At 69.5% G+C, this 24,141-nt stretch carries 24 protein-coding genes; 11 read left to right on the forward strand and 13 right to left on the reverse strand.

Annotation, left to right across the window (positions count from 1 at the left end; all coding sequences use genetic code 11):
• Positions 1-26 precede the first annotated feature (26 nt).
• The 6 genes from BG418_RS02925 to BG418_RS02945 all read right to left on the reverse strand — a co-directional run bounded on the left by BG418_RS02925 (position 27) and on the right by BG418_RS02945 (position 8,123).
• Positions 27-815: an SDR family NAD(P)-dependent oxidoreductase gene (locus BG418_RS02925; RefSeq protein ID WP_188272038.1), complete on the reverse strand. Its 789-nt coding sequence runs from the start codon at positions 813-815 to the stop codon at positions 27-29.
• Positions 812-1,519: an enoyl-CoA hydratase/isomerase family protein gene (locus BG418_RS02930; protein ID WP_188272039.1), complete on the reverse strand. Its 708-nt coding sequence runs from the start codon at positions 1,517-1,519 to the stop codon at positions 812-814. Before BG418_RS02930 ends, BG418_RS02925 begins: the two co-directional genes overlap by 4 nt.
• Entirely contained in the window at positions 1,516-3,276 is a 1,761-nt protein-coding gene (gene menD, locus BG418_RS02935; protein ID WP_317453477.1) for a 2-succinyl-5-enolpyruvyl-6-hydroxy-3-cyclohexene-1-carboxylic-acid synthase, read from the reverse strand. The genes BG418_RS02930 and menD overlap by 4 nt, the downstream gene beginning before the upstream one ends.
• Positions 3,273-4,745 (reverse strand): glycoside hydrolase family 88 protein, encoded by a 1,473-nt coding sequence (locus tag BG418_RS39470; protein ID WP_223184227.1) that lies wholly within the window; start codon positions 4,743-4,745, stop codon positions 3,273-3,275. The genes menD and BG418_RS39470 overlap by 4 nt, the downstream gene beginning before the upstream one ends.
• A gap of 16 nt (positions 4,746-4,761) precedes the next feature.
• Entirely contained in the window at positions 4,762-5,952 is a 1,191-nt protein-coding gene (locus BG418_RS02940) for an isochorismate synthase MenF (protein WP_188272041.1), read from the reverse strand.
• A gap of 308 nt (positions 5,953-6,260) precedes the next feature.
• Positions 6,261-8,123, reverse strand: a complete 1,863-nt coding sequence (locus tag BG418_RS02945; RefSeq protein ID WP_188272042.1) for a M1 family aminopeptidase — start codon at positions 8,121-8,123, stop codon at positions 6,261-6,263.
• 507 nt (positions 8,124-8,630) lie between these two features.
• On the opposite strand from BG418_RS02945, the gene BG418_RS02950 reads away from it, so the two are divergent.
• Entirely contained in the window at positions 8,631-9,260 is a 630-nt protein-coding gene (locus BG418_RS02950) for an alpha/beta hydrolase (protein WP_188272043.1), read from the forward strand.
• A 41-nt stretch (positions 9,261-9,301) separates the two neighbouring features.
• On the opposite strand, the gene BG418_RS02955 is transcribed toward BG418_RS02950, so the two are convergent.
• Positions 9,302-9,673 carry a hypothetical protein gene (locus BG418_RS02955; protein WP_188272044.1) on the reverse strand — a complete coding sequence of 124 codons (372 nt, stop codon included), beginning with the start codon at positions 9,671-9,673 and terminating at the stop codon, positions 9,302-9,304.
• Between the two features lie 200 nt (positions 9,674-9,873).
• On the opposite strand from BG418_RS02955, the gene BG418_RS02960 reads away from it, so the two are divergent.
• From BG418_RS02960 to BG418_RS02970, 3 genes are all read left to right on the forward strand, one after another.
• Positions 9,874-10,608, forward strand: coding sequence for a DUF1345 domain-containing protein (locus BG418_RS02960; protein ID WP_188272045.1), 735 nt, complete (start codon positions 9,874-9,876; stop codon positions 10,606-10,608).
• Positions 10,609-10,918: 310 nt separating this feature from the next.
• Positions 10,919-11,554: a DUF4956 domain-containing protein gene (locus BG418_RS02965; protein WP_188272046.1), complete on the forward strand. Its 636-nt coding sequence runs from the start codon at positions 10,919-10,921 to the stop codon at positions 11,552-11,554.
• Positions 11,551-12,384, forward strand: a complete 834-nt coding sequence (locus BG418_RS02970; protein ID WP_223184228.1) for a polyphosphate polymerase domain-containing protein — start codon at positions 11,551-11,553, stop codon at positions 12,382-12,384. Before BG418_RS02965 ends, BG418_RS02970 begins: the two co-directional genes overlap by 4 nt.
• A 41-nt stretch (positions 12,385-12,425) precedes the next feature.
• On the opposite strand, the gene BG418_RS02975 is transcribed toward BG418_RS02970, so the two are convergent.
• Entirely contained in the window at positions 12,426-13,121 is a 696-nt protein-coding gene (locus BG418_RS02975) for a hypothetical protein (protein WP_317453478.1), read from the reverse strand.
• 266 nt (positions 13,122-13,387) lie between these two features.
• Here BG418_RS02975 and BG418_RS02980 point away from each other — a divergent pair, with 266 nt between their 5' ends.
• The 3 genes from BG418_RS02980 to BG418_RS02990 are packed head-to-tail and all read left to right on the forward strand — an operon-like array spanning position 13,388 to position 14,883.
• Positions 13,388-13,861: a hypothetical protein gene (locus tag BG418_RS02980; RefSeq protein ID WP_188272048.1), complete on the forward strand. Its 474-nt coding sequence runs from the start codon at positions 13,388-13,390 to the stop codon at positions 13,859-13,861.
• A gap of 30 nt (positions 13,862-13,891) precedes the next feature.
• Positions 13,892-14,293 carry a nuclear transport factor 2 family protein gene (locus BG418_RS02985; protein ID WP_188272049.1) on the forward strand — a complete coding sequence of 134 codons (402 nt, stop codon included), beginning with the start codon at positions 13,892-13,894 and terminating at the stop codon, positions 14,291-14,293.
• 20 nt (positions 14,294-14,313) lie between these two features.
• On the forward strand, positions 14,314-14,883 hold the full coding sequence (locus BG418_RS02990) for a GNAT family N-acetyltransferase (RefSeq protein ID WP_188272050.1): 570 nt from the start codon (positions 14,314-14,316) through the stop codon (positions 14,881-14,883).
• Here the strand turns inward: BG418_RS02990 and BG418_RS02995 are convergent.
• Both BG418_RS02995 and BG418_RS03000 read right to left on the reverse strand, forming a co-directional pair.
• A complete protein-coding gene (locus tag BG418_RS02995) occupies positions 14,796-16,118 on the reverse strand; it encodes a hypothetical protein (protein ID WP_223184229.1) in 1,323 nt (440 codons plus the stop codon). The genes BG418_RS02990 and BG418_RS02995 overlap by 88 nt on opposite strands.
• A gap of 11 nt (positions 16,119-16,129) precedes the next feature.
• Positions 16,130-16,942 (reverse strand): alpha/beta fold hydrolase, encoded by an 813-nt coding sequence (locus BG418_RS03000; RefSeq protein ID WP_188272051.1) that lies wholly within the window; start codon positions 16,940-16,942, stop codon positions 16,130-16,132.
• A 176-nt stretch (positions 16,943-17,118) separates the two neighbouring features.
• On the opposite strand from BG418_RS03000, the gene BG418_RS03005 reads away from it, so the two are divergent.
• Positions 17,119-18,843 carry an aminoglycoside adenylyltransferase domain-containing protein gene (locus BG418_RS03005; protein ID WP_188272052.1) on the forward strand — a complete coding sequence of 575 codons (1,725 nt, stop codon included), beginning with the start codon at positions 17,119-17,121 and terminating at the stop codon, positions 18,841-18,843.
• A gap of 158 nt (positions 18,844-19,001) precedes the next feature.
• Positions 19,002-19,745: a dienelactone hydrolase family protein gene (locus BG418_RS03010; protein ID WP_188272053.1), complete on the forward strand. Its 744-nt coding sequence runs from the start codon at positions 19,002-19,004 to the stop codon at positions 19,743-19,745.
• A 44-nt stretch (positions 19,746-19,789) separates the two neighbouring features.
• Here BG418_RS03010 and BG418_RS03015 read toward each other — a convergent pair whose 3' ends face one another.
• On the reverse strand, positions 19,790-20,434 hold the full coding sequence (locus BG418_RS03015; RefSeq protein WP_188272054.1) for a hypothetical protein: 645 nt from the start codon (positions 20,432-20,434) through the stop codon (positions 19,790-19,792).
• Between the two features lie 266 nt (positions 20,435-20,700).
• Here BG418_RS03015 and BG418_RS03020 point away from each other — a divergent pair, with 266 nt between their 5' ends.
• The gene (locus BG418_RS03020; protein WP_188272055.1) at positions 20,701-21,852 is read left to right on the forward strand and encodes a hypothetical protein; all 1,152 of its coding nucleotides are present in this window, start codon (positions 20,701-20,703) and stop codon (positions 21,850-21,852) included.
• A 35-nt stretch (positions 21,853-21,887) separates the two neighbouring features.
• Here the strand turns inward: BG418_RS03020 and BG418_RS03025 are convergent, their stop codons facing one another.
• Entirely contained in the window at positions 21,888-22,505 is a 618-nt protein-coding gene (locus BG418_RS03025) for a LysE family translocator (protein ID WP_188272056.1), read from the reverse strand.
• Positions 22,506-22,616: 111 nt separating this feature from the next.
• Here BG418_RS03025 and BG418_RS03030 point away from each other — a divergent pair, with 111 nt between their 5' ends.
• The gene (locus tag BG418_RS03030; protein WP_188272057.1) at positions 22,617-23,069 is read left to right on the forward strand and encodes an Lrp/AsnC family transcriptional regulator; all 453 of its coding nucleotides are present in this window, start codon (positions 22,617-22,619) and stop codon (positions 23,067-23,069) included.
• Positions 23,070-23,134: 65 nt separating this feature from the next.
• Here the strand turns inward: BG418_RS03030 and BG418_RS03035 are convergent, their stop codons facing one another.
• Positions 23,135-24,106: an NADP-dependent oxidoreductase gene (locus BG418_RS03035; protein WP_223184230.1), complete on the reverse strand. Its 972-nt coding sequence runs from the start codon at positions 24,104-24,106 to the stop codon at positions 23,135-23,137.
• Between the last annotated feature and the right edge of the window lie 35 nt (positions 24,107-24,141).

A 24,141-nucleotide genomic window follows, 5' to 3' on the forward strand; every position in this document is an offset into this window, starting at 1 on the left:
CTCCCATTGAACGACGTACGTACCTGTCACGGCCTGAGCGAGGAGCCTCCGTCCACCGTCACCGTGGTGACCGTGAGGTGCGCCGCCTGGTCGGAGGCGAGGAAGCCCACGACGGAGGCGATCTCCTCCGGCTGGGCGAAGCGTCCGCGCGGGATGCCCACGCGGTAGCTGTCCTGTTCGCCGTGCAGCAGCGCCTCGCGGCGCCCGGAAAGGTGCCAGTTGGTGCGGGACATCGCCGTCTCGGTGGTGCCCGGCGCCACGACGAGGCAGCGCACTCCGAGCCCGGCGAGTTCGAGGCCGAGGCAGTTGGTGAGGTAGTGGGCCGCCGCCTTGGAGGCGCCGTACAGCCCCTGACCGGTCTTGACGATGGCGGCGCTGTTGGATCCGACGGTGATGATCCGGCCATGGCGGCGCTCGGCCATCCGCCGTCCCACGGCACGCATGCAGTTGAACGGGCCATGGGCGTTGACGGCGAAGACCCGCTCCCACTCCGCGTCCTCGTACTCGGTGAGCGCCGCGACCCGGCCCAGCACTCCGGCCGCGTTGACCAGAATGCCGATCGGGCCCACCGAGCGCTCGACGGTGTCCACGACCCGTTCCACATCGGTGCAGTCGGTGACATCCATACGCAGCCCGAGCGCGGTCGAGCCTCCCTCGCGCAGGGAGTCCGCCAGCGCGGTGGCACGCTCCCCGTCGATGTCGGCCGCCACCACGGACGCTCCTGCGGTGGCCAGGCAGGAGGCGACGGCGGAGCCGATACCACCGGCCGCTCCGGTGACCAGGACCGTGCTGCCCTCGATGCCCGTCAGCTTCATGGGACCTGCTCTCCCCTCGGACCGAAGAAGGCGTCCAATGTCCTTCTCTCGGTCTCGATACGTTCCAAGTCGCCACAGAATGCCTGTAGTTGGCGCTTGAGGAAGGCGGCGATGGCCGGATCGGCGCGGGCGGTCTGCGCGGCGACCTCGACGGCGGCCTTCCGTGCCCCACCCCGTGGCACCAGGCGTTGCAGCAGCCCGAGCCGTAGGGCTTCCTCGGCCCGAATCCAACGGGACGTCAGCACCAGGTCCTTGGCCGCCGCCGGTCCCACGACGCCGATCAGCCTTGCCGCTCCGATGGGGATCCCCATCTCCGCACCGGGAAAGCGGAAGCAGCTGCCCTGGGCTCCGACGCGCAGGTCACAGGCCGCGGCCAACTCCGCCGCCGCGGCGACACACCGCCCCTCCACGGCCGCGACGACCGCCTTCGGCGCGTCGGTGACCGCCCTATGGAGTCGACTGAACGCCCGCATCCGCCGCGCCCGCCCCGCCGCGTCCAACTCCTCGTCACGGTCCGCGCCCACGCCGAAGTCCTCCCCGCTGGTGGCGATGACGAGGGCGCGTACATCGGTGTCGGCGGCCGCCTCGGTCACGGCGTCGGCCAGCAGATCGGCCATCGCGGTCGTGAGTGCGTTCCGGGCGGCGGGACGGTCGAGCAGAAGTGTCCGTACGCCCGGAGCCATACCGTCGACGACCTCGATCACGACGTCAGCCCTTCGAGGGCGGCAGCGACGGCGGCGTGCACGCGCTCATGAACCGCCACATTCGCCTCGCGGTCGGTACGGACATGGATCACCGACACGCCCTGCTTTCCCACCAGTTCGGCCAGCGTCGCGTCGAACGCGCGCCGGTCGTCGGCAGTGCGCACCACAGCGCCGTACGCGGCCGCGATGGCCGGAATGTCGGCGGACTGCGGGGTTCCGAACAGTGCCTCGAAGGTGGCGGCGGGCAGCTCACGGGCCGGCGGGAGGAACGAGAAGATACCGCCGCCGTTGTTGTCGACCACGACGAACGTACAGCTCAGCCCGGCCTCAGCCGCGCCGAGCAGCGCACCCGCGTCATGCAGGAACGTCAGGTCTCCCACGAGCGCGACCACAGGATCGGTGGAGACCGCGGCCGCGCCGAGGGCGGTGGAGACGACTCCGTCGATGCCGTTGACACCACGGTTGGACAGCACGGACGGCGGTCGGTGGCGCGGCGCGGCGAACCACTCCAGATGGCGTATCGGCATGGACGACCCGACGACCAGGGTGGTGTGCGGGAGCAGCGCGGACCACAGCTGGCGTGCCACTCCGGGTTCGGTCAACTCACCGTAACCATCGAGTACTTCACCTATCGCACTCTGTGCGGCGGACTCCGCATCCGCCCATGCCTCGCACCACGCGGAGGGAACTGTATGGGTCACTTCCCGGGCGACGGCGTGGCACAGCTCGGTCGGATCGGCGCACACCACGGTGTCGGCCAGGCGCTGCGGATCCCGCCAGCGCCAGTCCGGGTCGACCACCAGGTGCTCGATGCCCGGCCGGGCGAGCCATTCGCTCAGGACACGGGAGGCCCAGCGTTCGCCCAGGTGGATAACGGTCTGCGGGTGCAGTCGGTCCCGGGTCGCGGGCGCGCGCAGTATCGCGTCGGCCGCCGCCACGGTGGCCCGATGGGGTGTACGGGCGGCCGAGCGCGGGTCGGCGAGCACCGGCCAGCCGAGCGCGGCCGCGAGCGCGTGCACCGCCTCCGGGTCGCCCGCGCCGCCACCTGCGACGATCACCCCACGCGTCCCGGCCCGACCGGCCAGATCGCGTACGGCCTCCGGTGACGGGGCACTAACACCGCGTACCACGCGATGCCACGGCCCGTCGACACGCGCCGGCGGCAGCGGTCCCGCCTCGGCGACGAGGGGATCGCGGAAGGCGAGATTGAGATGCACGGGGCCGGGTCCCGAGGGACCGGACGCGGCCTCGGCGACCGCCCGGGCGGCCAGCGACCGCCAGAACACCCCCTGGCCCGGCTCGGGCACCCCGAGATCGGCCGCCCACCGCACGGCGGATCCGTACAGACCCGCCTGCCGCATCGTCTGCGGCGCCGCCACCTCCTGGAGCTCCGGTGGCCGGTCCGCCGTGCACACCAGCATCGGCACGCCCGCGAGGTCGGCCTCGGCGACGGCGGGATGCAGTTCGGCGGCCGCGGTACCGCTGGTCGTCAGGACCACCGGCACCCGCCCGCTGCGGCGCGCGACGCCCAGGGCGAAGAACCCCGCCGAGCGCTCATCGACACGTATGTGCAGGCGGAGCCGGTCGTCGGCGGCGAGCGCCAGCGCGAGCGGGGTCGACCGCGAGCCGGGAGAGACCACGGCGTCGGTCACCCCGGCCCGCGCCCACTCGTCGACGAGGGTGGCGGCGAAGGTGGCCTGGGTGCGTCCGGCGTCGGTGTCGGCTCGGCGGTGCGGATGTGCGTCGGAAGGTGTCACGGCTGGGTCCAATCCTTCACGGCGCCGATGCGTACGAGCGCGGCGCCGAGCTGCCCCATCAGGCCGTTGCCGACCCCGGAGAGCATGCGGTAGCCACTGCGCTGCAGCTCCTCGCCGCCCTTGTTCGAGGGGGAACCGCCCGACAGCCAGCCGTCCTCGGTGAGATACGTGTCGGCAAGCTCCTCCCATGCCCGCAGCGCCGCCGCCCCTTCCCGGAAGGTGTCGAACTGGCCCTGCTCGGTGCCGAGGGCCAGCGCGGCCGCGATCCCCGCCGAGCCGCAGGTCTCGGCGCCGGTCTCCGGCTCGCCGAGATAGCAGTCCCAGATCCCGTCGGCGTTGCGCCGGGACAGCGCGAGCGCCGCGACCCGGCGGGCCTCGTCCCACAGCCCGGCGGTGTCCGCCTCGTCCCCGAGCTCCGTCAGGGTGCGCACAAGACCGAGCAGATACCAGGAGTACGCGCGAGCCCAGTTGCGGTACACGCGCGTACCGTCGGGGAACAGCCGGAGATGGAGATCCGTCCCCGTGCACAACCGCTCGCGGCGCGCCCGCAGTTGGCGCACCGCCGCGTCCCGCAGGGCCTCATCGGTCCGGTGCGCGATCGTCGCCATGGGGTAGGCCACGGTGTACGAGCCCTCGGCGGTCGTCGGCACGTCCTTGACGCACCCTTCGTCGTCGGTGCGGACCCGCCAGGACTCGATGGCCTGCGACAGCGCCGGGTCCAGCGGATTGAGCTTGGCCAGCACGGCGTACGGGAGTGTCGCCTCGATCCCGTAGACACGGCCGTCGGCCGGTCGGCCGCGCGGATCCTCGTACCGCAGCGCGCCGTTGGGGAAGTAGAACGCGAGATGTTCCGAGAGCGCGGTGCGCGCGCGGCCGTCCCGGGGGAACGTCACGGCCAGGTCGTACAGCGCGTCGAGCACACACCCCTCCATCCAGCCGAACGGTTGCACGCTGCCGATTCCGGTGAGCGTGCGGTGCAGGGCGCCGGTGGGGTTCAGCGTCGTGGTGCGGTCGAGGAGGAGTACGGGACGGCGCTCCGGGGGTGCCTGCGGTCCCGCGAAGATCCACAGTGTCGGAGGTAAGTCCCCGGATCCGCTGACGGTGGCCGACGGCTCGGACAGGCTGAGCAAAACCCCCTCTGTCAGGGCGAGTTGAGTCGATTCCCTGTCCAGGGGTGCGTCATAGGGCTGGTGGCAGTCGGGGTAGCGGATGTCGTACGTGGTGAGCAGGCGGCCGGTCATCGCCGACCGCACCTCCACTCGTACGGTTCCGCGCAGATCGCAGGCGACGAACAGCCGGAGACGTCCCTCCGCCGCACCTACTCCTGGGGGCCACTCGACCAGGGTGGGCGCGCCCTGGGAAGGGGTGGTGACGGGGGCGACGGACCAGTCGAGCGGGGTGCGCTTGCCGGCCGGGAACGGGAGGGGCGGCGCGTGCACTTCGGGGTGCACGGCGGTGGTCGATGTCATGGGCTCGGTCCTCCGATCAGGGCGCGATGAGAGCGGGGAGAAGGGCGCCGAGTTTCGCGCGGGTCTCCGCCAGCTCCTCGTCGGGGTCCGAATCGGCCACTATTCCGCTGCCCGCGAAGACAGTCGCGTTCATTCCCTTGAGTTCGGCGCAGCGAATTGTCACGCACAGACACCCGTTGTCCTGTGCGTCCACCCAGCCGAGCGCGCCGCCGTAAAGGCCGCGGTCCCAGTCCTCGACCTGGTCGATCACCGCGTACGCCGCCTCGCGCGGCCAGCCGCAGACGGCGGGTGTCGGATGGAGGGAGTTCGCCAGTTCCAGGAAAGGCGGGTGATCCGGTTTGAGTTCCACCGTGAGTCGGGTCATGAGGTGCTGCACATTGGTGAGTTTGAGGATCTCCGGTTCCTTGCTCACCTGGACACTGACCGCGTATGGCGCGAGAGTTTCGAGCACCATGTCGCGCAGAATGCGGTGTTCCTGCTGGTTCTTGGGCGACTGAGTGAGCCATCGGGCGAGCTCGCGGTCGGCTGTCTCGTCGCCGCCTCGGCGGGCGGTGCCGGCCAGGGCTTTCGACTCCACGTACCGTCCCCGCTTGGAGAGCAGCAGCTCGGGGCTGGCTCCTACCAGGCCGAACGCGGAGAAGAGGTAGGAGCCGGGGAAGGACTGCGCCAGTCGGCCGAGGACCTGCGGGGGCTGGATGACCACGTCGCTCGTCACCTCTACGCGCCGGGCGAGTACCGCTTTGTGCAGTTCTCCCCGCCGTACCGCACCGGCCACGTCCGCGACGCTCCCGCACCATTCGTCGGGCTCTTCGATCGGCCGTAACGCATAGGAACGCGGCGCCTCGTCGGTTTCCGGTGGAGGCCCCAGAGAAGCGAGCAGAGCGCGATGGTCGCAGTTGCGGTCCAGCCGCAGGGTGCGTTCGGGAACCGCGATTCGGACGGCCTCGCTGCGCCGGAACGGAAAGGCGACGAAACCGATTCCATCACCGTCCCGCAGAAGTTCGGAAATGTCGTCTCCGGGGCGGACGGAATACTCGGCGACGGGCTCGATGCCGAGCAGGGAAAGGTCCGGTGAGGAGAAGAAGATGCGCTGTCCGTCGGTGAATCGGATCGCTGCCCGGGCAGCGTCGGATAAGCTCGACACAACAACCCCCGTAGGTGAGCCGAACGTGCGCTGTGGCCGTTCTCGCCGGTCAGTGAGATTCATCAGCCACAGCGGACACCCGCCAACGAGCGTGACTGTGGCGTGTCTAGGGCGTCAAGGGTGATATCGAGCCACAACCTGTGCCGGCAGTGGAGTGGTGGGGCCCCTGAAGTGCCTGCTCACATGGCGTTTCGGGTGGTGGTCGTGCTCGGACGCGGCGCGATTCCACTAGAAAGTTGTTCTAGAAAAAGTTTCCATAACGGCCGGGCTGCGGGGCACACTTGCCCCATAACAGGTCGTATCAGCCGAGCCGACTGCCCGGCCGCAGCATCTGCGACCGGGCAGTCTTCGCGCTGTGAACCGCCCCCGACTCAGCCGTCGATGCGGTGCTGAGTCCAGAACGAGGTCAGGTCCGTGGTCGTGGCGGCCTGGGCGGCTGCCTTGAACTCGGCCGTGGTCGAGACGCCGTACCAGTGTGAACTGGCGTAGTCCTTGAGGAGTTTGGCCATGACGGTGTCACCAAGGACGCGTCGCAGGTCGTGCAGGGCGCACTTGCCGTAGCCGTAGACGACGGTGGAGTACCGGGAGGAGTTCGCGTCCCAGTAGGCCATCGAGTTGGTGATCTTCTCGGCCGACGAGGCCCAGGAGACGCTGTTCCAGCAGTTGGTGCCGGTCTTGTTGAGCGCCAGGTCGGTGGCGTAGTCGGTGAACGCCTCGTCCAACCACGGGCTGTTGTACTCGTCGTCGCCGACGATGCCGTACCACCACTGGTGGCCGATCTCATGGGTGAGCGCGGTGGTGCTGACCAGGTCGAGGACGAACCCGGGGTATTCCATGCCGCCGAACCAGTAGTTGTTGTCGATCACCGCGTCCAACTCGCCGTACGGGTAGGCCCCGAACCGGGCCGCGTGGGTGTCCACGGCGGTCTTTGCGGTGCTGAGCATCGACTGGGCGTCGGAGGAGCTGATGCCCGAGACGGAGTAGACGTTGACCGCCGTGCCGGCGGCCGACGTGCCGGAGATCTTGCTGAACGGGCCCGCCGCCCAGGCGAAGTCACGGACCTTGGAGGCGGTGGCGGTGGTGACCGTACGCCCGCTGGAGCCCGGGGTGTCGGTCGAGGTACCGGTGGCCGGTATCAGCAGATTGTTGGGGTGGTCGAGGGTCACCTTGAAGTCGGCGGCCAGGGAGTAGAACGACTCGCCGTTGTTGGTGTACGGGTCCAGGTGCCAGCCGGAGCCGTCCTTCACCGCGAGCACGGGCAGGGCGTTGCCGACGAAGCTGAAGGCCCCGTCGTGGCCGAAGCGGTCGGCGCCGTCGGGCACGGTGATGCCCAGGTCGAAGCCGATCGTGGCGGACTGCCCCTGAGCGAGCGGTGTCGGCAGGGTGACCTGGAGGGCCGTGCAGCCGACCGAGAGGGCGCCCGCGGTGCCGCCCGTGAGGTTGCTGACGGTGATCGGCATGGCGGAGCAGGTGCCGTGGTAGTTGTCCCACAGCCTCAGATACACCTCGCTGAGCGCGGTGGCGGATGCGTTGGTGAAGGTCGCGCTCTCGTGCCCGGTCCAGCCGGTGCCGTCGGTGTTGCTGCTCAGGTCGACGGTGTACGAAGGCGCGGCCGGCGTACGTGTGGAGTCCCCGGGCGGGGTGGTGTCACCGGAGGTGTTGAGGGCGATGTCGTCGAGGACGAAGCTCGTCTGGAGGCTGTAGTCCTCGGTCCCGGTGAAGGCGAGGTTCACGGTCTGACCCGCGAACGCCGACACGTCGATCGACTTCTGCACATATCCGGTGTTCTGGTCGAGGTTGGAGTACGTCGCCAGCGTCGTACTGCCGATCTTCGCCGTCAGTTTGTCGTACGCGGTGGACGACGTCGTCTCGTCGGTGTCGATGTGCAGCCAGAAGGTGAGGGTGGCGGTGCTGCACCCGGAGGGGATCGTGACGCTCTGGGAGAGCGTGTCGGTGTGCGTACTGCCGACACCGTCCAGCCAGGCGAAGCTGGTGCCGCCGTGGGCGGACTCACCGGCGCGGCTGGTGATCACGCTGCTCGACGACTGGCTCCAGGGCGAAGTGCCGCTCTCGAAACCGCCGTTGGCAACCACCTGGGTCGGCGTGCAGGTGGCGGCGTGCGGGGTGGCGGACGGCGCGGCGGCCGCCGGGGTGGCGGGGAGGAAGGTGGCGGCCAACGCGGCGACGGCTGCGAGCGCGCTCGCGGCGAAGGCCTTGTGGGGGGTCGGTCTCACACGTAACTCCTTTACGGCGGCCGGGATTCCGGCCTGCTCGGTGGCCGCCCGGTCGGCTGGGTGAGCCGACGGGTGGCCGGGGGCTGTCCGGCGCGTCGCTCGCGCGATGGCCGGGGGTGAGATTTCTGCCGCGTCCCCCTGGGTCGGGGAACATCGGGGAACATCGGGGAACAGCTGCGGGAAGCCTGGCAGAATTGACCGGAACATGCCATCACTGGCGGGTAAAGGTGGGCGTGCTTCGGACATGCGGTCCGGCTCCGCCGCCGGTGAAGCGGGACGGCCGTGAGGGTGCGCGAGGTTGGTGGCCGTCGGGGCTGCGGGGGCTGTTCTGGCGAGATTCCAAGCGTGCCGAAGAGGGAAGGGCCGCGTCACCATCTGAGTCGCGAAGCCGCACGACAACGACCGGGGCTGTCCGGCCCCGGCCGTTGGGTCGTTGACGCCGGGCCAACGGTGCGGCCCCACAGAACCCGCCGAAGGCAGAGATCACACAGCTAGTAGCCTGCGGCCATGCCCGATCCCTTAGCTTTCGCCGTTCCCACCCGCTTCGACGGCGCCCGTGACCGCGTCGCGATCGTCATCCCGGGTGTGGGCTACTCGCCCGCCAGACCACTGCTGCACTTCGCCCGCGCCGTGCTCCTCCAGCACGGCTGGACCGTCCAGGAACTGTGGTGGCAGATCCCCCACGACTTCTCCGAGTTCACGGTGGACGACCGGATCGCGTGGGTGGAGCGACAGGTCACCCAGGCCATCGACGCCGAGGAAGGAGCCTGTCGGCTCCTCGTCGGCAAATCCTTGGGCTCCTTCGCCGGCGGCATCGCGGCCGATCGGAACATCGCGGCGGCCTGGCTCACTCCAGTCCTGACCATCGACCACGTAGCCCGCTCGCTCCAGCGGACGCAAGCGCCGGCTCTCCTCATCGGCGGCAGCGCCGACAAGCTGTGGGATCCACGCATCGCAGCGGCCATGCGGCACGACGTGCTCGAAATCCCGTCAGCAGACCACGCGTTGGAGCTGGCGGACGACCCGATGGGGTCTGTTGATGCCGTACGGCAGGTCGTCGCACGACTCGACCGGTTCATCGGCTCACTCGGGCGGACGCCAGCCGAGATCGCCCGGGCAGGCTCTAGCAGGCAGTAGGCGTAGGGCGAGAGGCCGGACTCAGGGGACTTGTCCGGGCTTCAACAAACCCCCGGGCTATCGCAGTCGAACCGTACCGAGTGTGCCGACGGGGTGAAGTCCGGGGTGTTCCACGCGGTTCCTCGGCCTGGGTTTCCTGGTGGGGCGAAGGTCAGTTGCTGTTGGCAGTCGCTGGTCGCGTAGATGTGGGCGCCCGCGTCCGTGGCGTTGGTGCCGCTGCTCGCGCCGACCATGACCAGGCGTAGACACTTGCCTGTCGGCGGGTTGCGCAGTCCCAGGATCTGGTTGGCGCCGGTCGTGAACATGAAGTCGCCGTGGGCGACTCCCTGGGCCGCCGCCGTCGACGTCCCTGTCGTGATGGCGAGCAGGGCGGCAGCGGGCAGGATGAACAGGGTGCTGATCCGATGGGCCATGAGTCCTCCCGGTCCGGGGCGGTGCGGCGCAACCGTTCAGGTCGTATGCCGAGACTAGAGCCGGACCAGGGGACAACTCGGAGCCTAACGTGGGAATTCACCCGCAAGGTGGTGTTGCTCGCTCCGTGATCTTGAGCAACTCGACAGCCCTGGTGGGGATGAGCAGGGAATTCACCAGGCGACGCGGGACAATCGTCGTCATGAGTGAGCATATGGACGACGCCGAGAGCCGGCTGGTCAGGATCGAGCGGATGCTGGAGGAGGGGCAGCGTGGGGTGGCGCCCGCGTGGCGTCGGGCGACGCAGGGTGAGCCGCGTTGGGCGGTGACCGCCGTCATCCTGGTGACCGTCGCCCTCCAGTTGATACTGCCGCACCGGCTCACCCTCCAGCCCTTCTGGACGCTGCCGGTCCTGGAAGTGGTGCTGCTGGGCGGCCTGATCGCCGGGAACCCCCGACGGGTCGAGCCGCGCAACCGGTGGCTGCGGTGGCTCGGCCTTGCCCTGATCTGCGTGATCAGCCTGGCCAACGGCTGGTCGGCGGTCCGGCTGGTGAAGGGCCTGGTGAACGGGACCGAGGGAACGGACGCCGTACCGCTCCTGCTGACCGGCGGCAGCATCTGGCTGACGAACGTCATCGTGTTCGCGCTGTGGTACTGGGAGTGGGACCGCGGTGGACCGATGGCGCGGGTCCAGGGGCACCAGCAGTACCCCGACTTCCTCTTCGTACAGATGCAGAGCCCGGAGGTCGCGGCGCCGGACTGGGAACCGGCGTTCCTCGACTACCTCTACCTCTCGTTCACCAACTCCACCGCCTTCAGCCCGACCGACGTGATGCCGCTGTCGCGCTGGGCCAAGATGCTGATGATGCTGCAGTCCTCGGTCTCCCTGGTGACCGTGCTCCTGGTGGTCGCCCGGGCGGTCAACATCCTGAAGTGAGTGACCGGGCGGGCGAGGCGCCGACCCGCGCGGCCGCGCGACCCGCTCCGATCACGCCATCCCGCCACCACTCGCCCCTGGTCAGGCGCGCGTTCCTGTCCCGCAAGGGCGCCGTCAAGACCGGCCCGCCACTACGCCCCCACCTCACTCCTTTCCACCTTGACGAACCCTTAACAAACCACCCCCATCCGGAACATTTCTCGGCCAACTCCCGATTGCCATCTACATAGTTCGATCTCCAGTACGCGAATATTCACCGTGCGTTTGTTCAACGTTCGGATGACATCGTGTATGCACGGAGAGCGGAGCTATGGATTCCTTTCCCCACCTCGTCGCCCATCTGGGTCTCGACCTCACCGCCATCTGCCTGCTGACCTTCGGGATCTACTTCCCGCGACACCGGCGGCGAGATCTCGTACCGGCGTATCTCTCCCTGAACGCCGCCCTGTTCACGGTGGTCGCGGCCCTCGCCGAAGTCGGCGGCCGGGGCGGGGCGGCGCTCGGGTTCGGGCTCTTCGGAGTGCTGTCGATCATCCGGCTCCGCTCCGACGCCGTTCAGCACCAGGAAGTGGCCTACTACTTCACCACCCTCGTGCTGGGTCTCGTCTGCGGACTGCCCCACCTCGCGTTCGGCTACGCCGCCGCGCTGAGCGGTGCGCTGCTCCTCGTCGTCTACCTCGCCGACCACCCCCGGCTGCTGCCCCGTGCCCGCCGCGCGCTCATCACCCTCGACACCGTGCACACGGACCCCGCCGAGCTCCGCGCCGACCTCGCGCGGCGTCTGGGCGAGCCGTACCAGTGGACGGTCGCGGAGATCGACTTCGTACGCGATCTGATGGTCATCGATGTCCGCTATCGCGAGCCCGAACCCGGGTTTACAGAACGGCAGTTGGCGCCCGCTGGCGTCGTACGTCGGACCGCGCCCGCCACCGGGGGTGCCGCATGATGCTCGTGGCCACGGAGCTCGCCACCGCGCCCGCATCCTTACGGGCGATAACCTCGGCAGCCCACGACGCCGATCCCATCTCGCTGGCCGAGGTCAACGAGCGGTCCTCGCTGCTCGCGCGCTTCGACCGCAGTTATCTCGTCCCCGCCGACGTCTTCCTGCGGGTGATCGCCAGACTCACCCGGGCAGAAGGCCGCGATCGCCCCTTTCGAGCTCTCGACATCGACGGCCGCCGTGCCTTCCGCTATCACTCGGTCTACTACGACACCCCGGGCCTGCGCTCCTTCCACGACCACCGGCAGGGCCGCCGACTGCGCTTCAAGATCCGTGAACGCGTTTACGAGGACACCGGCGAGCGGCAGTTCGAGATCAAGCTCAAGGGGTGCCGTGGCGACACGGTCAAACACCGTCGTCCGCTCACGGGCGGCGACACCCCCCTCGATGCCGCTCCACTGGCCTTCCTGGCCGACACCTTGGACCAGGCGTACGCCATCGCGCCGCCCACCGTCCTCGCGCCCTCGCTGAGCACCGACTACCTGCGCGCCACCTTCGTGGCCGACGGGGAACGTATCACCTGCGACGCGGGCCTGACCTGCGTCGATCTACGCGACAACCGGGCTGTGCACTGCGGGAGCGACCTCGTGCTGGTCGAGACGAAGTCGGCGGACCACCTGACCGAGGCGGACCGCCTGCTCCATGCGCACGCCCTGCGCCCCGCCGTCTTCACCAAGTACTGCGGCGCCCTCGCCGCGCTCCACCCCGACCTCCCCGCCAACCGCTGGCGCCGGGCGGCACGTCAGGCCTTTGGGGGCGGTACGACACGGGCTTGAGGCGCACACACGTGGAGCAGGCGGTGAAGGCGCCCGGCCGCTCAGGCGGTCCGGGCGTCGCCGCCGAGCAGGTTCTGCGGCAGGGCGCGGAAGCTCCAGGCGCCGCCCTTGCGGGTGAACTCCCAGACCAGGTCGAACCGGTCCGGCCACTCCTTGGGCACGTTGGCGACCCCCGCGGCGCCGAGCGCGTCCACGATATGCGGGATACGGGAGTGTTCCCAGCAGATCAGCACGGGTGCCTTCGCCGCCAGCGCGGCGGTGGCCAGCTGCTTCTCCTCGTGCTCGGCGATGCTCGTGTCGACCGGGATGTGCAGCGCCTCGGCCAGCGGTGTCACCGTCTGCCGCATCCGGTGCGCGCCCGCGTGGGGGCCCTGGTCGGAGGCGGCGAAGATCGTCGCGGGGCGGGGGAGCAGTGGGGCGGGGCGGCCGGGGGTGGGGATGAAGAGCCCCGGCAGGGCGTGTGCGCGCTGCCAGCCGCGCTTCGTCAGCGACTTCTTGTCCGCCTTCCCCGATTCGTCCAACCCGGCGTCACTGTTGGCCGGCTTCTCGCCATGGCGAATGATCAGGATGGTGGTGTCGTCGACGCGGTCGGTGCCGGTTCCGGTGGTGGGGTGTGCGGTCGACGGCGTCGAATGCTTCGTGCCGCTGCTGCACCCTGCCGCCACCACGGGCGCCGCGAGCGCCAGGCCGACCAGCATCGCGCGACGGGTGGGGCCGACGTTGTCCGTATCGTGCACTTGTGCGCGCCTCTGCCTCGGTTCGGTGTGCGTATCTGCGTACGCAACCATGTCAACCACGTTGATGGCGGATCGGACAGCAGGGTTCCCGCAGGGCCCATTCTTGACCCTTCATAGAGGTCTCCTTGGGGGAGTCGGCTTACCGGTTTCCTACCGTGTCTGAGCCACTATGGGCTGGTCGGTCAACTCCAGAACGAGAAGGGTGTTTCCTCCGTGGCGGACAGCGATCGAGCCGGAACACCGAGGGCAGAGGGCGCGGCAGCGCTGTGAGCGCCGCGCCGGTTCACTCGGTTGAGGAGAGCGCGGGGGGCGACGACCGGGCTCGGCGACGGCCTACGGCCCGGATCCGACTGGTCCTCATCTACGGCGGCACGTTCCTGCTCTGCGGAGTACTGCTGCTGTCGGTCGTCTACTTCCTGGCCGCCCGGGCCCTGCACGACGGCAGCGGCGATCTTCCGTTCCGGGTGCTTCCCGGCAGTCAGATCTCGGGCAGCGGCAGTTGTCCGGGACTCTCCGCCCACACCTCGGCCGCCGATACGAACTCCGTGCTCGACGCGTGCCTGGCGCAAGAGCGCCGAGACGCCCTGGACGACCTGCTGACCCGGTCGCTGTACGCGCTCGCCGGGCTGACGGTGATGGCGTTGGCGTTCGGGTACGCGATGGCGAGCCGCGTCCTGTCGCCGCTGGGCCGTATCGCCCGTATCGCCCGCCGGGGGCCGGGGATGGACAATCGCGGGTGAGGGTATGGGGGTGCGTGTTACGGTCGCGCCATGTCCAAGGATCAGATAGACGCGATAACTGCCCAGTTCTACGGCGCTTTTGACAACCGGGACGGGAAGGTCGCCGACGTGGCCCGCATCCGTCGGCTGATGCTTCCGACCGGCGTGATCGTCAATACGGGCCCCAAGTTCACGGCGTACACCGTGGAGGAGTTCATCGCGCCTCGGGAGCAGTTGCTGTCGGACGGTCGGTTGGTCGAGTTCAGCGAGTGGGAGACCTCCGAACGGACCGACATCGCGGGTGACATCGCCTCGCGGTTCGGTACGTACCGCAAGTCCGGGACCCTGGACGGCGAGCCGTACGACGGTGGTGGGTCCAAGACCCTCCAGTTCGTACGCACCCCGGAGGGCTGGCGGATCGCGGCGTTCTCCTGGTACGACGACCAGTCCTGACGACGAAGGCGTATCGGCACATGGACACCCCGGTCATCCTCACGGCTCCCGCCACACCGACCGCTCCGGCCCTCGTCCTTCGCCCCTGGTCCACGGAGGACGTCGCCGTAGTGGTCGAGGCCTTCGGGGATCCCGGGGTGCGCCGTGGGTCGAGTGCTCCCATCGACAACGAGGCCGACGGTCTGCGATGGCTGCGGATGCAGGAGCGGGGTTGGGCAGCGGGCGATCGGTTCGGCTTCGCCGTCGTGGACGTGCCCGGTGACGATGCGCTGCCGCGCGTGGTGGGCAACGTAGGACTGAGAGAAGTGGCGTCCGGCAAACCCTCCGCCGAGGTCGGCTACTGGACGGTGCCATGGGCGCGCGGACAAGGTGTGGCACCTCGCGCCCTGCAGGCTCTCACCACCTGGGCTCTCGACACCTTCCGGGCCGACGGCCTGGAAAGGCTCGAACTCCTCCACCAGTTGGACAACCCGGCATCCTGCCGCGTCGCGGAGAAGTGCGGCTACGGGTTCGACAGGCTCATGCCGTCGGCGCCGCCCTTGTACCCGCTCGACGGCCATGTGCATGTACTGCGCGTCGCGGCTGGGTGACCGGTCTCCTCGGCGAAGATCCTGGCCAACACCGACTGCACCGGCTCGCCGTCGAGCAGTTTCCGCAGCTCCTCAACTCCCTCCCGGCGCTGGGTCGATGTGAGTGATACGTAGTGCTCGATACGTTCATTGAACGTCCGCCGGAACACCGCGTAGAGGTCGTCGTCCTCCCGGACCCTTGCGGCGATCTCCACCAGGGCCGCAGTACCCGCGAAGTCGTCCTCCGGCACGGGGTGGTCCGGCAGAACATCCCCGAACCGGGCCGCGCCCCGACCGAACTCCGTGCCGTCGAGTTCACGCATGGTGTAAACGTGCGCGGCGTGCTGTTCATGGATGGCCATGGGCAGTTGGTCCAGGGCCAGCGACTCATGGAGCGCGGTGAGCCCGGGGGCGAGCAGGTAGTGGGGCGCGGTCGCCGCAACCTGTAACAGCTCGCGCTGCTGAAGGAATCGGCAGGCGGCCTGCCGCCCGGCGACCGTGACGGTCCGCTGCCGCTCCCCACCGAACGGCCCTCCGCAGACCAGAACGGACCGGAACCGGGGCCAGTCCAGCAGGAGATCCGGGATCCAGCGCAGCAACAGCCGTACGTAGGCGTTGTTGACGTCGAAGTCCAGGAGGAAGTTCTTGAACCCGCCGACATTGATCAGCAGGTCGTGCGCGGGTTCGGAGCCGCGCGCTGTGGTCCGTAACCCTTCGGTGTCGATGATCGACCCCGTCAGATGGATGACGGGACCGCCGCCGAGAGCGGTGAACTCGGCCGCGCGCTGGGTGACTCCTGGAAAGTTCTGTACGACGCTGTGTGTGGCGAGCAGATGTGCCGCGACGATGCGTTCGTGCGGTGAGAGGCCGGCGAGGTGGTCGTTGGCGGCCGCGTATGACGTACGGGGCATCGTCGCGCACAGCTCACGGATCTCGGCCGGAGCCAGCTGCAACTGCCAGAAGCCGAACAGGCTGTCCACCATGACCACCGGCCGCCCTGCCACCACGGCCTGGAGGACCAGGTCGGCGTCCATGACGGAGACGACCTGATCAGTGGTGTGGAGTAGTTCGTCGATTTCCGCGGATTCGGACTTCTCGCGGATGTCGTCGAACGCATCAGGGTTGCGCCTGGCGAAGGCCGCCGCGACGCCGTCACCGACGAACACCCGCTCATGGTCACGTAACAGCCGGGAAACCGCGACCAGTTCGGCCGCCGGGCCGAATCCGCAGTTCTGGGCGCCCATCACGATACGCATGTCAACGCCCCCTATGGGTGAGGTGGTTCCGGGTGGGCGAACAGCTCGGTGAGTTGCCGGGCGAACTCGACCGGGTACTTCGCGTATCCGATATGCCCGCCGGGAAACAGGGTGAGTTCCTGGCCGAGCCGCTGCGCGAGTACGACTGCGGGACGGTGGACCAGATACGTACGCGACGCGCGGCCACCCGTCACGACGATGCGGTCCGCGACGGCGGCGAGTGCCGGGAGATCGGGTACGAAGTGGGAGAAGGGCCGGATCACATGGGCCAGGAAGAAGGCCGTGTTGTCGTGGGCCTCGGGCAACTCCGGCGCGGGGACGCCGCCGAAGAACGGCTCGAACCTGCGCAGGGCCGGACCTGCGCCCTCCCGGCGGAACGTCTCGTGAATGTCGTCGATGTCCTTGAGCGTCGCGGCGGCATCCGGAAGCAGCCCGAACGAGGGCGGCTCATGGATGACCGTCTGGAGCACACGGTCCTGCCGACGGATGGCGAGTTCTAGCGCCACCACCCCGCCCGAGCAACTGCCGAAGACGCGGACCTGTTCGTCCGGCCCGGCGAGGTGGTCGAGCAGGCGGCACGCGTCCTCGGCGTGCTCCTCGACCCGTTGGTCCTCCGGCGGTCCGTCGAGCGGACTGCGGGAGTTGCCCCGTGGGTCATACGTGACGACCCGGTACTCCAGGGCAAGGACGGCGGCCATCCGCTCGAAGACGGCCGCGTCGGAATCACCGCTCGCGATGAGCAGCAGCAACGGCCCCTCGCCGCGCACCTCGTAGTAGATGCTCGCGCCCGGCACCGTGAGCGTGCCGCTCTTCGATGGGTCCATCACACTCCATGGGACGAGGTCGGCGTGGCACCGTACGTCATAGAGAGATTACGTTCGGTGAAGAGGGCGCGGAAGTGCGCGCCCACGTTCCGCGAGGCGGTGCCCGTCGTCGGCAGGGGTGATGACCTGTGGAAACTCGGGTGCGACCGGTCGGTTCGGCAGTGGACACTGGGGAAATGGAACAGATCGCCGAGCTCGTCGAGCTGATCGACGACGTATGGGGCCCCGAGGTCATTGGTAGCTACCTGCACGGTTCCGCCGTGTCCGGCGGACTCCAGCCCGGCGGTCTCCAGCAGCCCGGCGAACTGGACGTTCTCGTCGTCTCCCGGCGCGGCCTGCATGACGAGGAACGGCATGCCCTGCTGCGCGGCCTGCTGACGGTTTCCGGTGCGGGGGAGGGGGATGGGGCCCGGCGGCCGGTCAACCTCACCGTTGTCGTGCAGTCCGAGGTCCGCCCGTGGCGGTTCCCGCCGTCCGGCGACTTCCATTACGGAGAAGGTTCGCGTGGGGAGTTCGAGGCGGGGGAGGTGCCGGAGCCGAAACCGATGCCCGGACTTGCCCTCGACATCACGATGACTCTGTCGGGCGGCCGCCCCTTGACCGGCCCGAGCCCGGAGCTGGTGCTGGACCCGGTGCCGCACGCGGACGTGGTCGAGGCGAGTGCGCCGGGCGTTACCCGCATGGTCGCCGGTCTGGACGGCGATCCCCGCACCGCCGTACTGAGCCTCGCCCGCATCTGGTGCATCCTCGCTACCGGCGAAGTCCGGTCGAAGAGCGACGCGGCCGACTGGGCCCTGGAGCACGTGACGCCGGAGCACCGTGAGGTCCTGGAGTACGCCAACCAGGGCGTGAGTGGGGCGGGTTGGAGCGAGGAGCTGAGGGCCCGGGTGCGCCCCTGCGTGGACGCGATGGTTGCCGAGATCGACCGGTACTCGGATGCGACGGCCGAGGAGGAGGCTCTGTTCGTCAACCGGCGGCACCCCCTGGTGGCCAACGGGCTGCGGATGCTGGAGGACGCGGCGTCCGGTCTGGCCGAGGAGCGCGACCGGTACGAGGTCACGTACCCCGTACTGAACCTCCTCACGGCGGTGGAGATCCTCTTCAGGGGCCGCCTGGCCATGCACTGGTCGGGCGACATCTGGTCCAGCGACAGCGGAGTCCGGGACGCCAACCGGCATGCGCGCGGCGAGTACACGGGCCTCGGCCTGCACGAGGCGGCCGACATGGCCGCCAGCTGGGGCGACCTGGACATCGAGGCAGCCCGCGCGGACATCAAGGCTTTCGCATACGTACGTAACCGGGTTCTGCTGTCGTCGGACCGGGAGTGCGACAGCCTGACGGCGATCAGGTGCCGGGCCCTTCCGGTACTCGACCTGATGCTCGCCTTCGTGGAGACCGACATCCTCGGGGAGCTGACAGAGGACATCCTCGACCAGCACGCGCGTGCGATACGACGCTCCGTGCGGCGGGTGTGCGCGGCCACGGAGCGCGTCCGGGAGGCGGTCGAGGAGAGCCGACGTGTGATCGCGCCGCAGCTGGCGCACTGGCCGGTCATCATCTGCTGCCCGTACTGCGGTCAGTTCGCCATTCCGACCGGCGACGACACGGTCGAGTGCCTGCTGTGCGGGCGGGATCTCCTGTCTTCCATCCACCACGCGCCCATCGACCTCGCCCCGCTGGCACCGGCGTACGAACAGGAACGGTGCGCGGACTGCGGCCACAACTCGATCCTGAAGAACACCCGGATCGCGGCCCGGCCCGATGCCGAAGTCGATGTGTGCCTGTACGACGGCACGGTGATGCAGGACCAGTGCGCCAGCTGCCGGGACGACACGGCCTCCCCGTCGGCGGAGGGCCTGTGCGTGCAGTGCGCCCCGAAGACGGCGGCCCACCGAGAGTAAGTGGATCAAGAGCCTGGCGATCGTGGTAACTTCTCCGTCGTCAGGAGCTGCTGCGACATGAGGAGGTGAGACCGATCAACGCTGTGACGTGTCGGGCCTCCCTCCCTTGCAAGGCTTAGGGAGTGCCCGCAAAGGCATCCCGAAAGGCTTGAACCATCATGCGCTTCACCTCCCAGACGTCCTTCGACGGCGTCACTGAAGAACTCTTCTCCCTCCCCTTCACCTTCGGTGAGATCCCCGGTGTGCTCTGGACGCCGGAAGGTGCCACCGGGGCGCGCCCGCTGATCCTCATGGGACACGGGGGCGGCCAGCACAAGAAGGCTCCCGGTATCACGGAGCGGGCCCACCGCTTCGTGACCGAGTGCGGTTTCGCGGTGGCGGCCCTCGACGCACCCGCCCACGGCGGTCGGCCGCGAAGCGAGGAGCACGATCGGCTCATCGCCGAGATGCGGTCCCGTATGCAGACCGGCGGTGAAGTGGCTCCGGTGCTCGCCGAGTTGCACACACTCATCTCCGGTCAGAGCGTCCCGGAGTGGCGGGCGGTCCTGGACGCGCTCCAGGAGCTCGACCATGTCGGCGCAGGTCCCGTGGGCTACTGGGGCATGTCGTTGGGTTGCGGACTCGGCGTTCCGTTGATCGCCGCCGAGCCCCGTATCCGCGCGGCCGTGGTGGGTCTGAACGGGGTGGACACCTCGGCCGAGGGCGCCGCGAAGATCACGGTCCCGCTGGAGTTCCTGGTGCAGTGGGACGACGAGAGGGTGCCGCGCGAAGCGAGTCTCGCGCTGTTCGACCTCTTCGCCTCGACGGAGAAGACGCTGCACGCCAACCCGGGCAATCACGGGGAGATCCCGGCGTTCGAGCTGGACAGCTCGATGCGGTTCTTCACCCGACACCTGAGCTGAGTACGGCTGCCGACCGCGACGCGTTGACCGGGTTCCTTGCCCGGTCAGCGCGTCCGGCGCGGACGGCGTGCAAGCAGACGGCGTTCAAGGACGGGGTCGCGGACGGTCAGTACCGCCGTCGTGGTCAGCAGCCCGATGCCCGCGAGCTGGAAGCCCGCCGCCCACCACCACATCAGCTCGCTCCTGGTCCCGAGGATCGGGCCGATGACGCCGCCCGGCGAGTAGACGACCGTGACGTGCGCCCCGCGAGGACCGGGGCAGGCGCCGGTCTTGGGAAGTTGCTCGTCGTTGCCGTTCGGCAGATCGACCCAGCACTGTTTGTACTTCGTGCCGTGCGCGCCGGTCTCCGTGGAGGCGTACGCGACCGTGGCGGTGCCCTGCTCACCGGTGAGGGCCAGGAAGGCGTCCGGCGCGTGCACCCCGCCGACGACCAGCAGCGCGCCGCCGACCCAGTACGTCACCTTGGCCCAGCGGGGTATGGCCCGGCTGCCGAACACGATCCGCCGCAGGATCCACGCGTACAGCGTGATCAGCACGATGAAGCCGAACACGATCCCCAGGCCGAAGTCGAGCATCGCCGGCACGAGGGTGCTCACCACGGCCACGGCGATGATCACGGTCCACGCCACGGCCATCGCGCGCGGCCCGAGTCCGCGTCTCGCCGCCGCCTGCTTCTTCCCGCCACCCATCGCCCCGCCCCTCGTCACGTGACCGGAAGTCTCGCATGCGCCACTGTGGCCGGATCCAGCCGCCGATACGGGCGGCTCCGGGCCGGGCCGACAGGCCCGGGGCGGTCGTGCACACCGGGCTGCCCTGGTGAACGCGGAAGGTAGGGTTCCATGGGCAATTGGCGTGATTCCAGCAGCGCGGACGGAGATTGGCGGTGGGCGGGGGCTCCCAGCGACAGGTGTAAGGACCATACTGGTCATGCCCCGATCACCCACAGAACGATTCCATGGCCAAGAACACGAATTCCTCGACCATCGTCCCCGACACCGCGTGGCTGGGGCGCGGGCGCCACTTCGGGCCCGAGCCCGAGCAGGACGTGCGGCGCAACCTGATCGCCCTCCAGGCGGCTGGGGTGCTCGACGACTTCCTGGACGTCGACCCCGTCGAGGCGGCCCGCTCCACCGTTCTGCACCCGCGCGACGAGTCCGCCGACCCCGGCCCGTCGGCCCGCCGCGTCTTCGAGGCACGCTGGCGCGTGGCCGGCGACGTCACGGTGCGCGCGCAGCTCACCACGTACGACCCGGAGACCCGCCGCAAGGAGGGCGAGGGCGTCACCTGGGTCCTCGCCGCCGAGGCGGAACGGGCGTGGGACGTGCAGTGGCCCTCGCCCGCCACCATGCTCTGGCCCGACAGCGACCAGATCGCCTGGGACCACGACACGGTGCCGGGGCTGCGTCTGCGGACGACGAACCATCTGCCGAAGGACGACGACGAGCTGCGCCATCGGCTGCGGGACTGCGCCCGGCAGAGCTGGTGCATCCATGTCGTGGTGCACGAGGCGATGACGCCGGACGCGAAGGGGCAGCAGCCGATCTCGGCGTTCCTGCCGCCGAGCCTGCGGCACCGGGTCGTCGAGCACCGGGGCACGCCGGAGCAGGCGCAGATCGCCGACTTCGCGATGAAGCGCGAGCTGAGCGTACGGATGCCGCGCGGCGGCGCCGTGGTCCTGCCCGCATCGCCGCCGGGCCCGGATTACGACGCCGATCGTTTTACGGTGCGGACTGTCTTCCTCGACGGCTCGGAACCGACCGAACTCGTCGACGCCATCGTGGAGTTCGCCGCGCTGCCGCAGCCGATGTCGGCCGATGCCGAGCGGGCCCTGACGCGGCTGCGCCAGGGCTGGCATCTGCTCACCCCGGACGAGGAGCTGGTCCACGCCCAGGGCATGGTCACCAAGTACGCCGAGGCGCTCGACGCCATGACGAACTCCCGTGACCTGTACCGCGAGGCCGCCGAGGCGGCGCAGGCCGCGCTGCCCGAGGCGACCGGCGGCGACGGTGTGCCCCGGCCGCGCGTGCCGGGGGCGGCCAAGACGGACGGCTCACCGCTGGGCGCCCTCACGAAGGCGTTCGGCCGCTTCCGGGACCCGAACAAGTAGGGCTCGTTCCGTACGTACCGTGCGGGGCGGGTTCGCTAGCCCGCCAGGCGCTCCACCAGCAGGAATCCGCCGATGACGATCATCATGGCTCCGGAGGCGCGGGTGACGGCCCGGGCCGCCGATGGGCGGGTCTTCAGGACGGTACGGGCCAGGACGCCGACGCCGAGGTAGACGACGGCGCAGGTGACCATGTGGAGCGTGCCGAGCAGTCCGGTCTGCGCGGCGACCGGCCAGCGGGACGCGGGGTCGATGAACTGCGGGAACAGCGAGAAGAACAGCAGCACCGCCTTGGGGTTGAGACCGCTGGTCCCGGCCCCCTTGAGCATGATCCGCAGACGGGAGGAGCTCATGGCCTCCTCGGAGGCGGCCAAGACGGCCGGCTGCCTCAGTACGCCCAAGCCGAGCCACACCAGATAGCCGGCCCCGGCGACGGTCAGCGCGGTGAGCAGGGTCGGCGAGCTCGCCACCAGCACCACCAGGCCCGCGACGGCGAGCAGCGTGTACCCCGCGTATCCGGCTATCAGCCCGGCGACCGCCGGCACGACCGAGCGGTCCCGCAGACCCGCCGCGATGGCGTAGGCCCAGTCCGCACCCGGTGTGAACACCAGCAGGATGTCCACTGCGAGGAAGGCCGCCAGCGTGGTCGTGTTCATGGATCGATCTTTCTCACGTGCTTCGTTACGTGAGGAAGGCTAGGGCGGATCCGCCGGAAAGTGTTTGCGTCTTTCCTTCATGATCGCGTGATCTGGGGGATAATCTTCTCCATGGACGCCCTGGACCGGAAGATTCTTACCGAGCTGCAGCTGGACGGCCGTCTCACGGTCACCGAGCTCGCCGCCCGCGTGCAGCTGAGCGTCTCGCCCTGCCACCGCCGACTGCGCGACCTGGAACGCGCGGGCGCGATCCGCGGCTACCGCGCGGTCGTGGACCCGGCGGCCGTCGGCCTCGACTTCGAAGCCCTCGTCTTCGCGACCCTGCGCTGGGAGGACCCCGACACCGTCACGGCGTTCGAGGAGGCCGTGGCCGCGGTCCCGCACGTGCTCCAGGCCCAGCGCCTGTTCGGCGAACCCGACTACCTCCTGCGCGTCGCGACCGCCGACCTGTCCGCGTTCCAGCAGCTCTACGACCAGCAGCTCGCCCGGCTGCCCGGGGTCCAGCGCCTGACGTCGACGCTGGTGATGAAGCATGTGGTGGACGACCGGCCGTTGCCCGAATAGCGATGCCTGCGGGTGCCGGGCGCCGGTGGCGTGCAGGCACAGCGGAATGTCCTCGGAGAAGCGACTCAAGGAATGACGGAGAGGACGATCTTTCCGGTGATGCGGCCCATCTCGCCCAGGCGGTGGGCCTCGGCGGCCTTGTCCAGGGGGAACACGGCGTCGGCGATCACCTTCAGGTGGCCGTCCTCTACCAGCTTCGCGACTTCCTGGAGGCCGTGGCGGTCGGGCTCGACCAGCATGAACACCGCGCGCACTCCCGCCGCTTCGGCCTCGATGGCGGGGAACGTCTCGTCCGGTGGCAGGATCGAGATCAGGATGCCGCCCGGACGCAGGGTGCGCAGGGAGCGGGACCAGTTGGGGCCGCCGAGGCTGTCGAGGACGACGTCGACGTCGCGGACCGTTTCGGTGAAGTCCTGGGTGCGGTAGTCGATGAGTTCGTCCGCGCCGAGCGAGCGCAGCAGGTCGTGCTTGGCGGCGCTCGCGGTGCCGATGACGTGGGCGCCTCGGGCCTTGGCGATCTGGACGGCCAGGTGACCGACGCCGCCGGCCGCGGCGTGGATCAGTACGCGTTGGCCGGGCTGCACGTCGGCGGTGTCGACCAGGGCCTGCCATGCGGTGAGTGCCGCCAGCGGCAACGCACCCGACTCGATGTGGGTGAGGCCCTTGGGGCGGCGGGCGAAGTGGCGGGCGGGTGCAGCGACGTACTCGGCGTACGCACCGGCCGGGTGAGGGAAGCGCGGCATCCCGTACACCTCGTCACCCGGCCGGAAGACGGTAACACCGGCGCCGACCGTCTCGACCACGCCGGAGACGTCCCAGCCCAGGGTGAACGGCGGCCGCGTACCCACGGCGAACTCGCCACGCGAGCGGGTCTTCCAGTCCGCCGGATTCACCCCGGCCGCGTGCACCCGGACCAGGATCTCGCCCCTCCCCGGCTCGGGTCGCCGCGTCTCGATCATCTTGAGGACCTCGGGGCCCCCGCCGGTCTCCTGGGAGACAGCACGCATAGTGGGGGTGGGGGTGGTGACATGAGACATGATGCCGTTCCTTCGATTCTGCGGTGCTGGTCGTG

This window comes from Streptomyces sp. CBMA152 (assembly GCF_014596475.1).
Taxonomy (GTDB): domain Bacteria; phylum Actinomycetota; class Actinomycetes; order Streptomycetales; family Streptomycetaceae; genus Streptomyces.

Coding starts and splice junctions, on each gene's coding strand:
- BG418_RS02925 (WP_188272038.1), bottom strand. CDS start 815: ATGAAGCTGACGGGCATCGAGGGCAGCACGGTCCTGGTCACCGGAGCG.
- BG418_RS39470 (WP_223184227.1), bottom strand. CDS start 4,745: ATGACATCGACCACCGCCGTGCACCCCGAAGTGCACGCGCCGCCCCTC.
- BG418_RS02940 (WP_188272041.1), bottom strand. CDS start 5,952: ATGAATCTCACTGACCGGCGAGAACGGCCACAGCGCACGTTCGGCTCA.
- BG418_RS02950 (WP_188272043.1), top strand. CDS start 8,631: ATGCCCGATCCCTTAGCTTTCGCCGTTCCCACCCGCTTCGACGGCGCC.
- BG418_RS02955 (WP_188272044.1), bottom strand. CDS start 9,673: ATGGCCCATCGGATCAGCACCCTGTTCATCCTGCCCGCTGCCGCCCTG.
- BG418_RS02960 (WP_188272045.1), top strand. CDS start 9,874: ATGAGTGAGCATATGGACGACGCCGAGAGCCGGCTGGTCAGGATCGAG.
- BG418_RS02965 (WP_188272046.1), top strand. CDS start 10,919: ATGGATTCCTTTCCCCACCTCGTCGCCCATCTGGGTCTCGACCTCACC.
- BG418_RS02970 (WP_223184228.1), top strand. CDS start 11,551: ATGATGCTCGTGGCCACGGAGCTCGCCACCGCGCCCGCATCCTTACGG.
- BG418_RS02985 (WP_188272049.1), top strand. CDS start 13,892: ATGTCCAAGGATCAGATAGACGCGATAACTGCCCAGTTCTACGGCGCT.
- BG418_RS02990 (WP_188272050.1), top strand. CDS start 14,314: ATGGACACCCCGGTCATCCTCACGGCTCCCGCCACACCGACCGCTCCG.
- BG418_RS02995 (WP_223184229.1), bottom strand. CDS start 16,118: ATGCGTATCGTGATGGGCGCCCAGAACTGCGGATTCGGCCCGGCGGCC.
- BG418_RS03000 (WP_188272051.1), bottom strand. CDS start 16,942: ATGGACCCATCGAAGAGCGGCACGCTCACGGTGCCGGGCGCGAGCATC.
- BG418_RS03005 (WP_188272052.1), top strand. CDS start 17,119: ATGGAACAGATCGCCGAGCTCGTCGAGCTGATCGACGACGTATGGGGC.
- BG418_RS03010 (WP_188272053.1), top strand. CDS start 19,002: ATGCGCTTCACCTCCCAGACGTCCTTCGACGGCGTCACTGAAGAACTC.
- BG418_RS03015 (WP_188272054.1), bottom strand. CDS start 20,434: ATGGGTGGCGGGAAGAAGCAGGCGGCGGCGAGACGCGGACTCGGGCCG.
- BG418_RS03020 (WP_188272055.1), top strand. CDS start 20,701: ATGGCCAAGAACACGAATTCCTCGACCATCGTCCCCGACACCGCGTGG.
- BG418_RS03025 (WP_188272056.1), bottom strand. CDS start 22,505: ATGAACACGACCACGCTGGCGGCCTTCCTCGCAGTGGACATCCTGCTG.
- BG418_RS03030 (WP_188272057.1), top strand. CDS start 22,617: ATGGACGCCCTGGACCGGAAGATTCTTACCGAGCTGCAGCTGGACGGC.
- BG418_RS03035 (WP_223184230.1), bottom strand. CDS start 24,106: ATGTCTCATGTCACCACCCCCACCCCCACTATGCGTGCTGTCTCCCAG.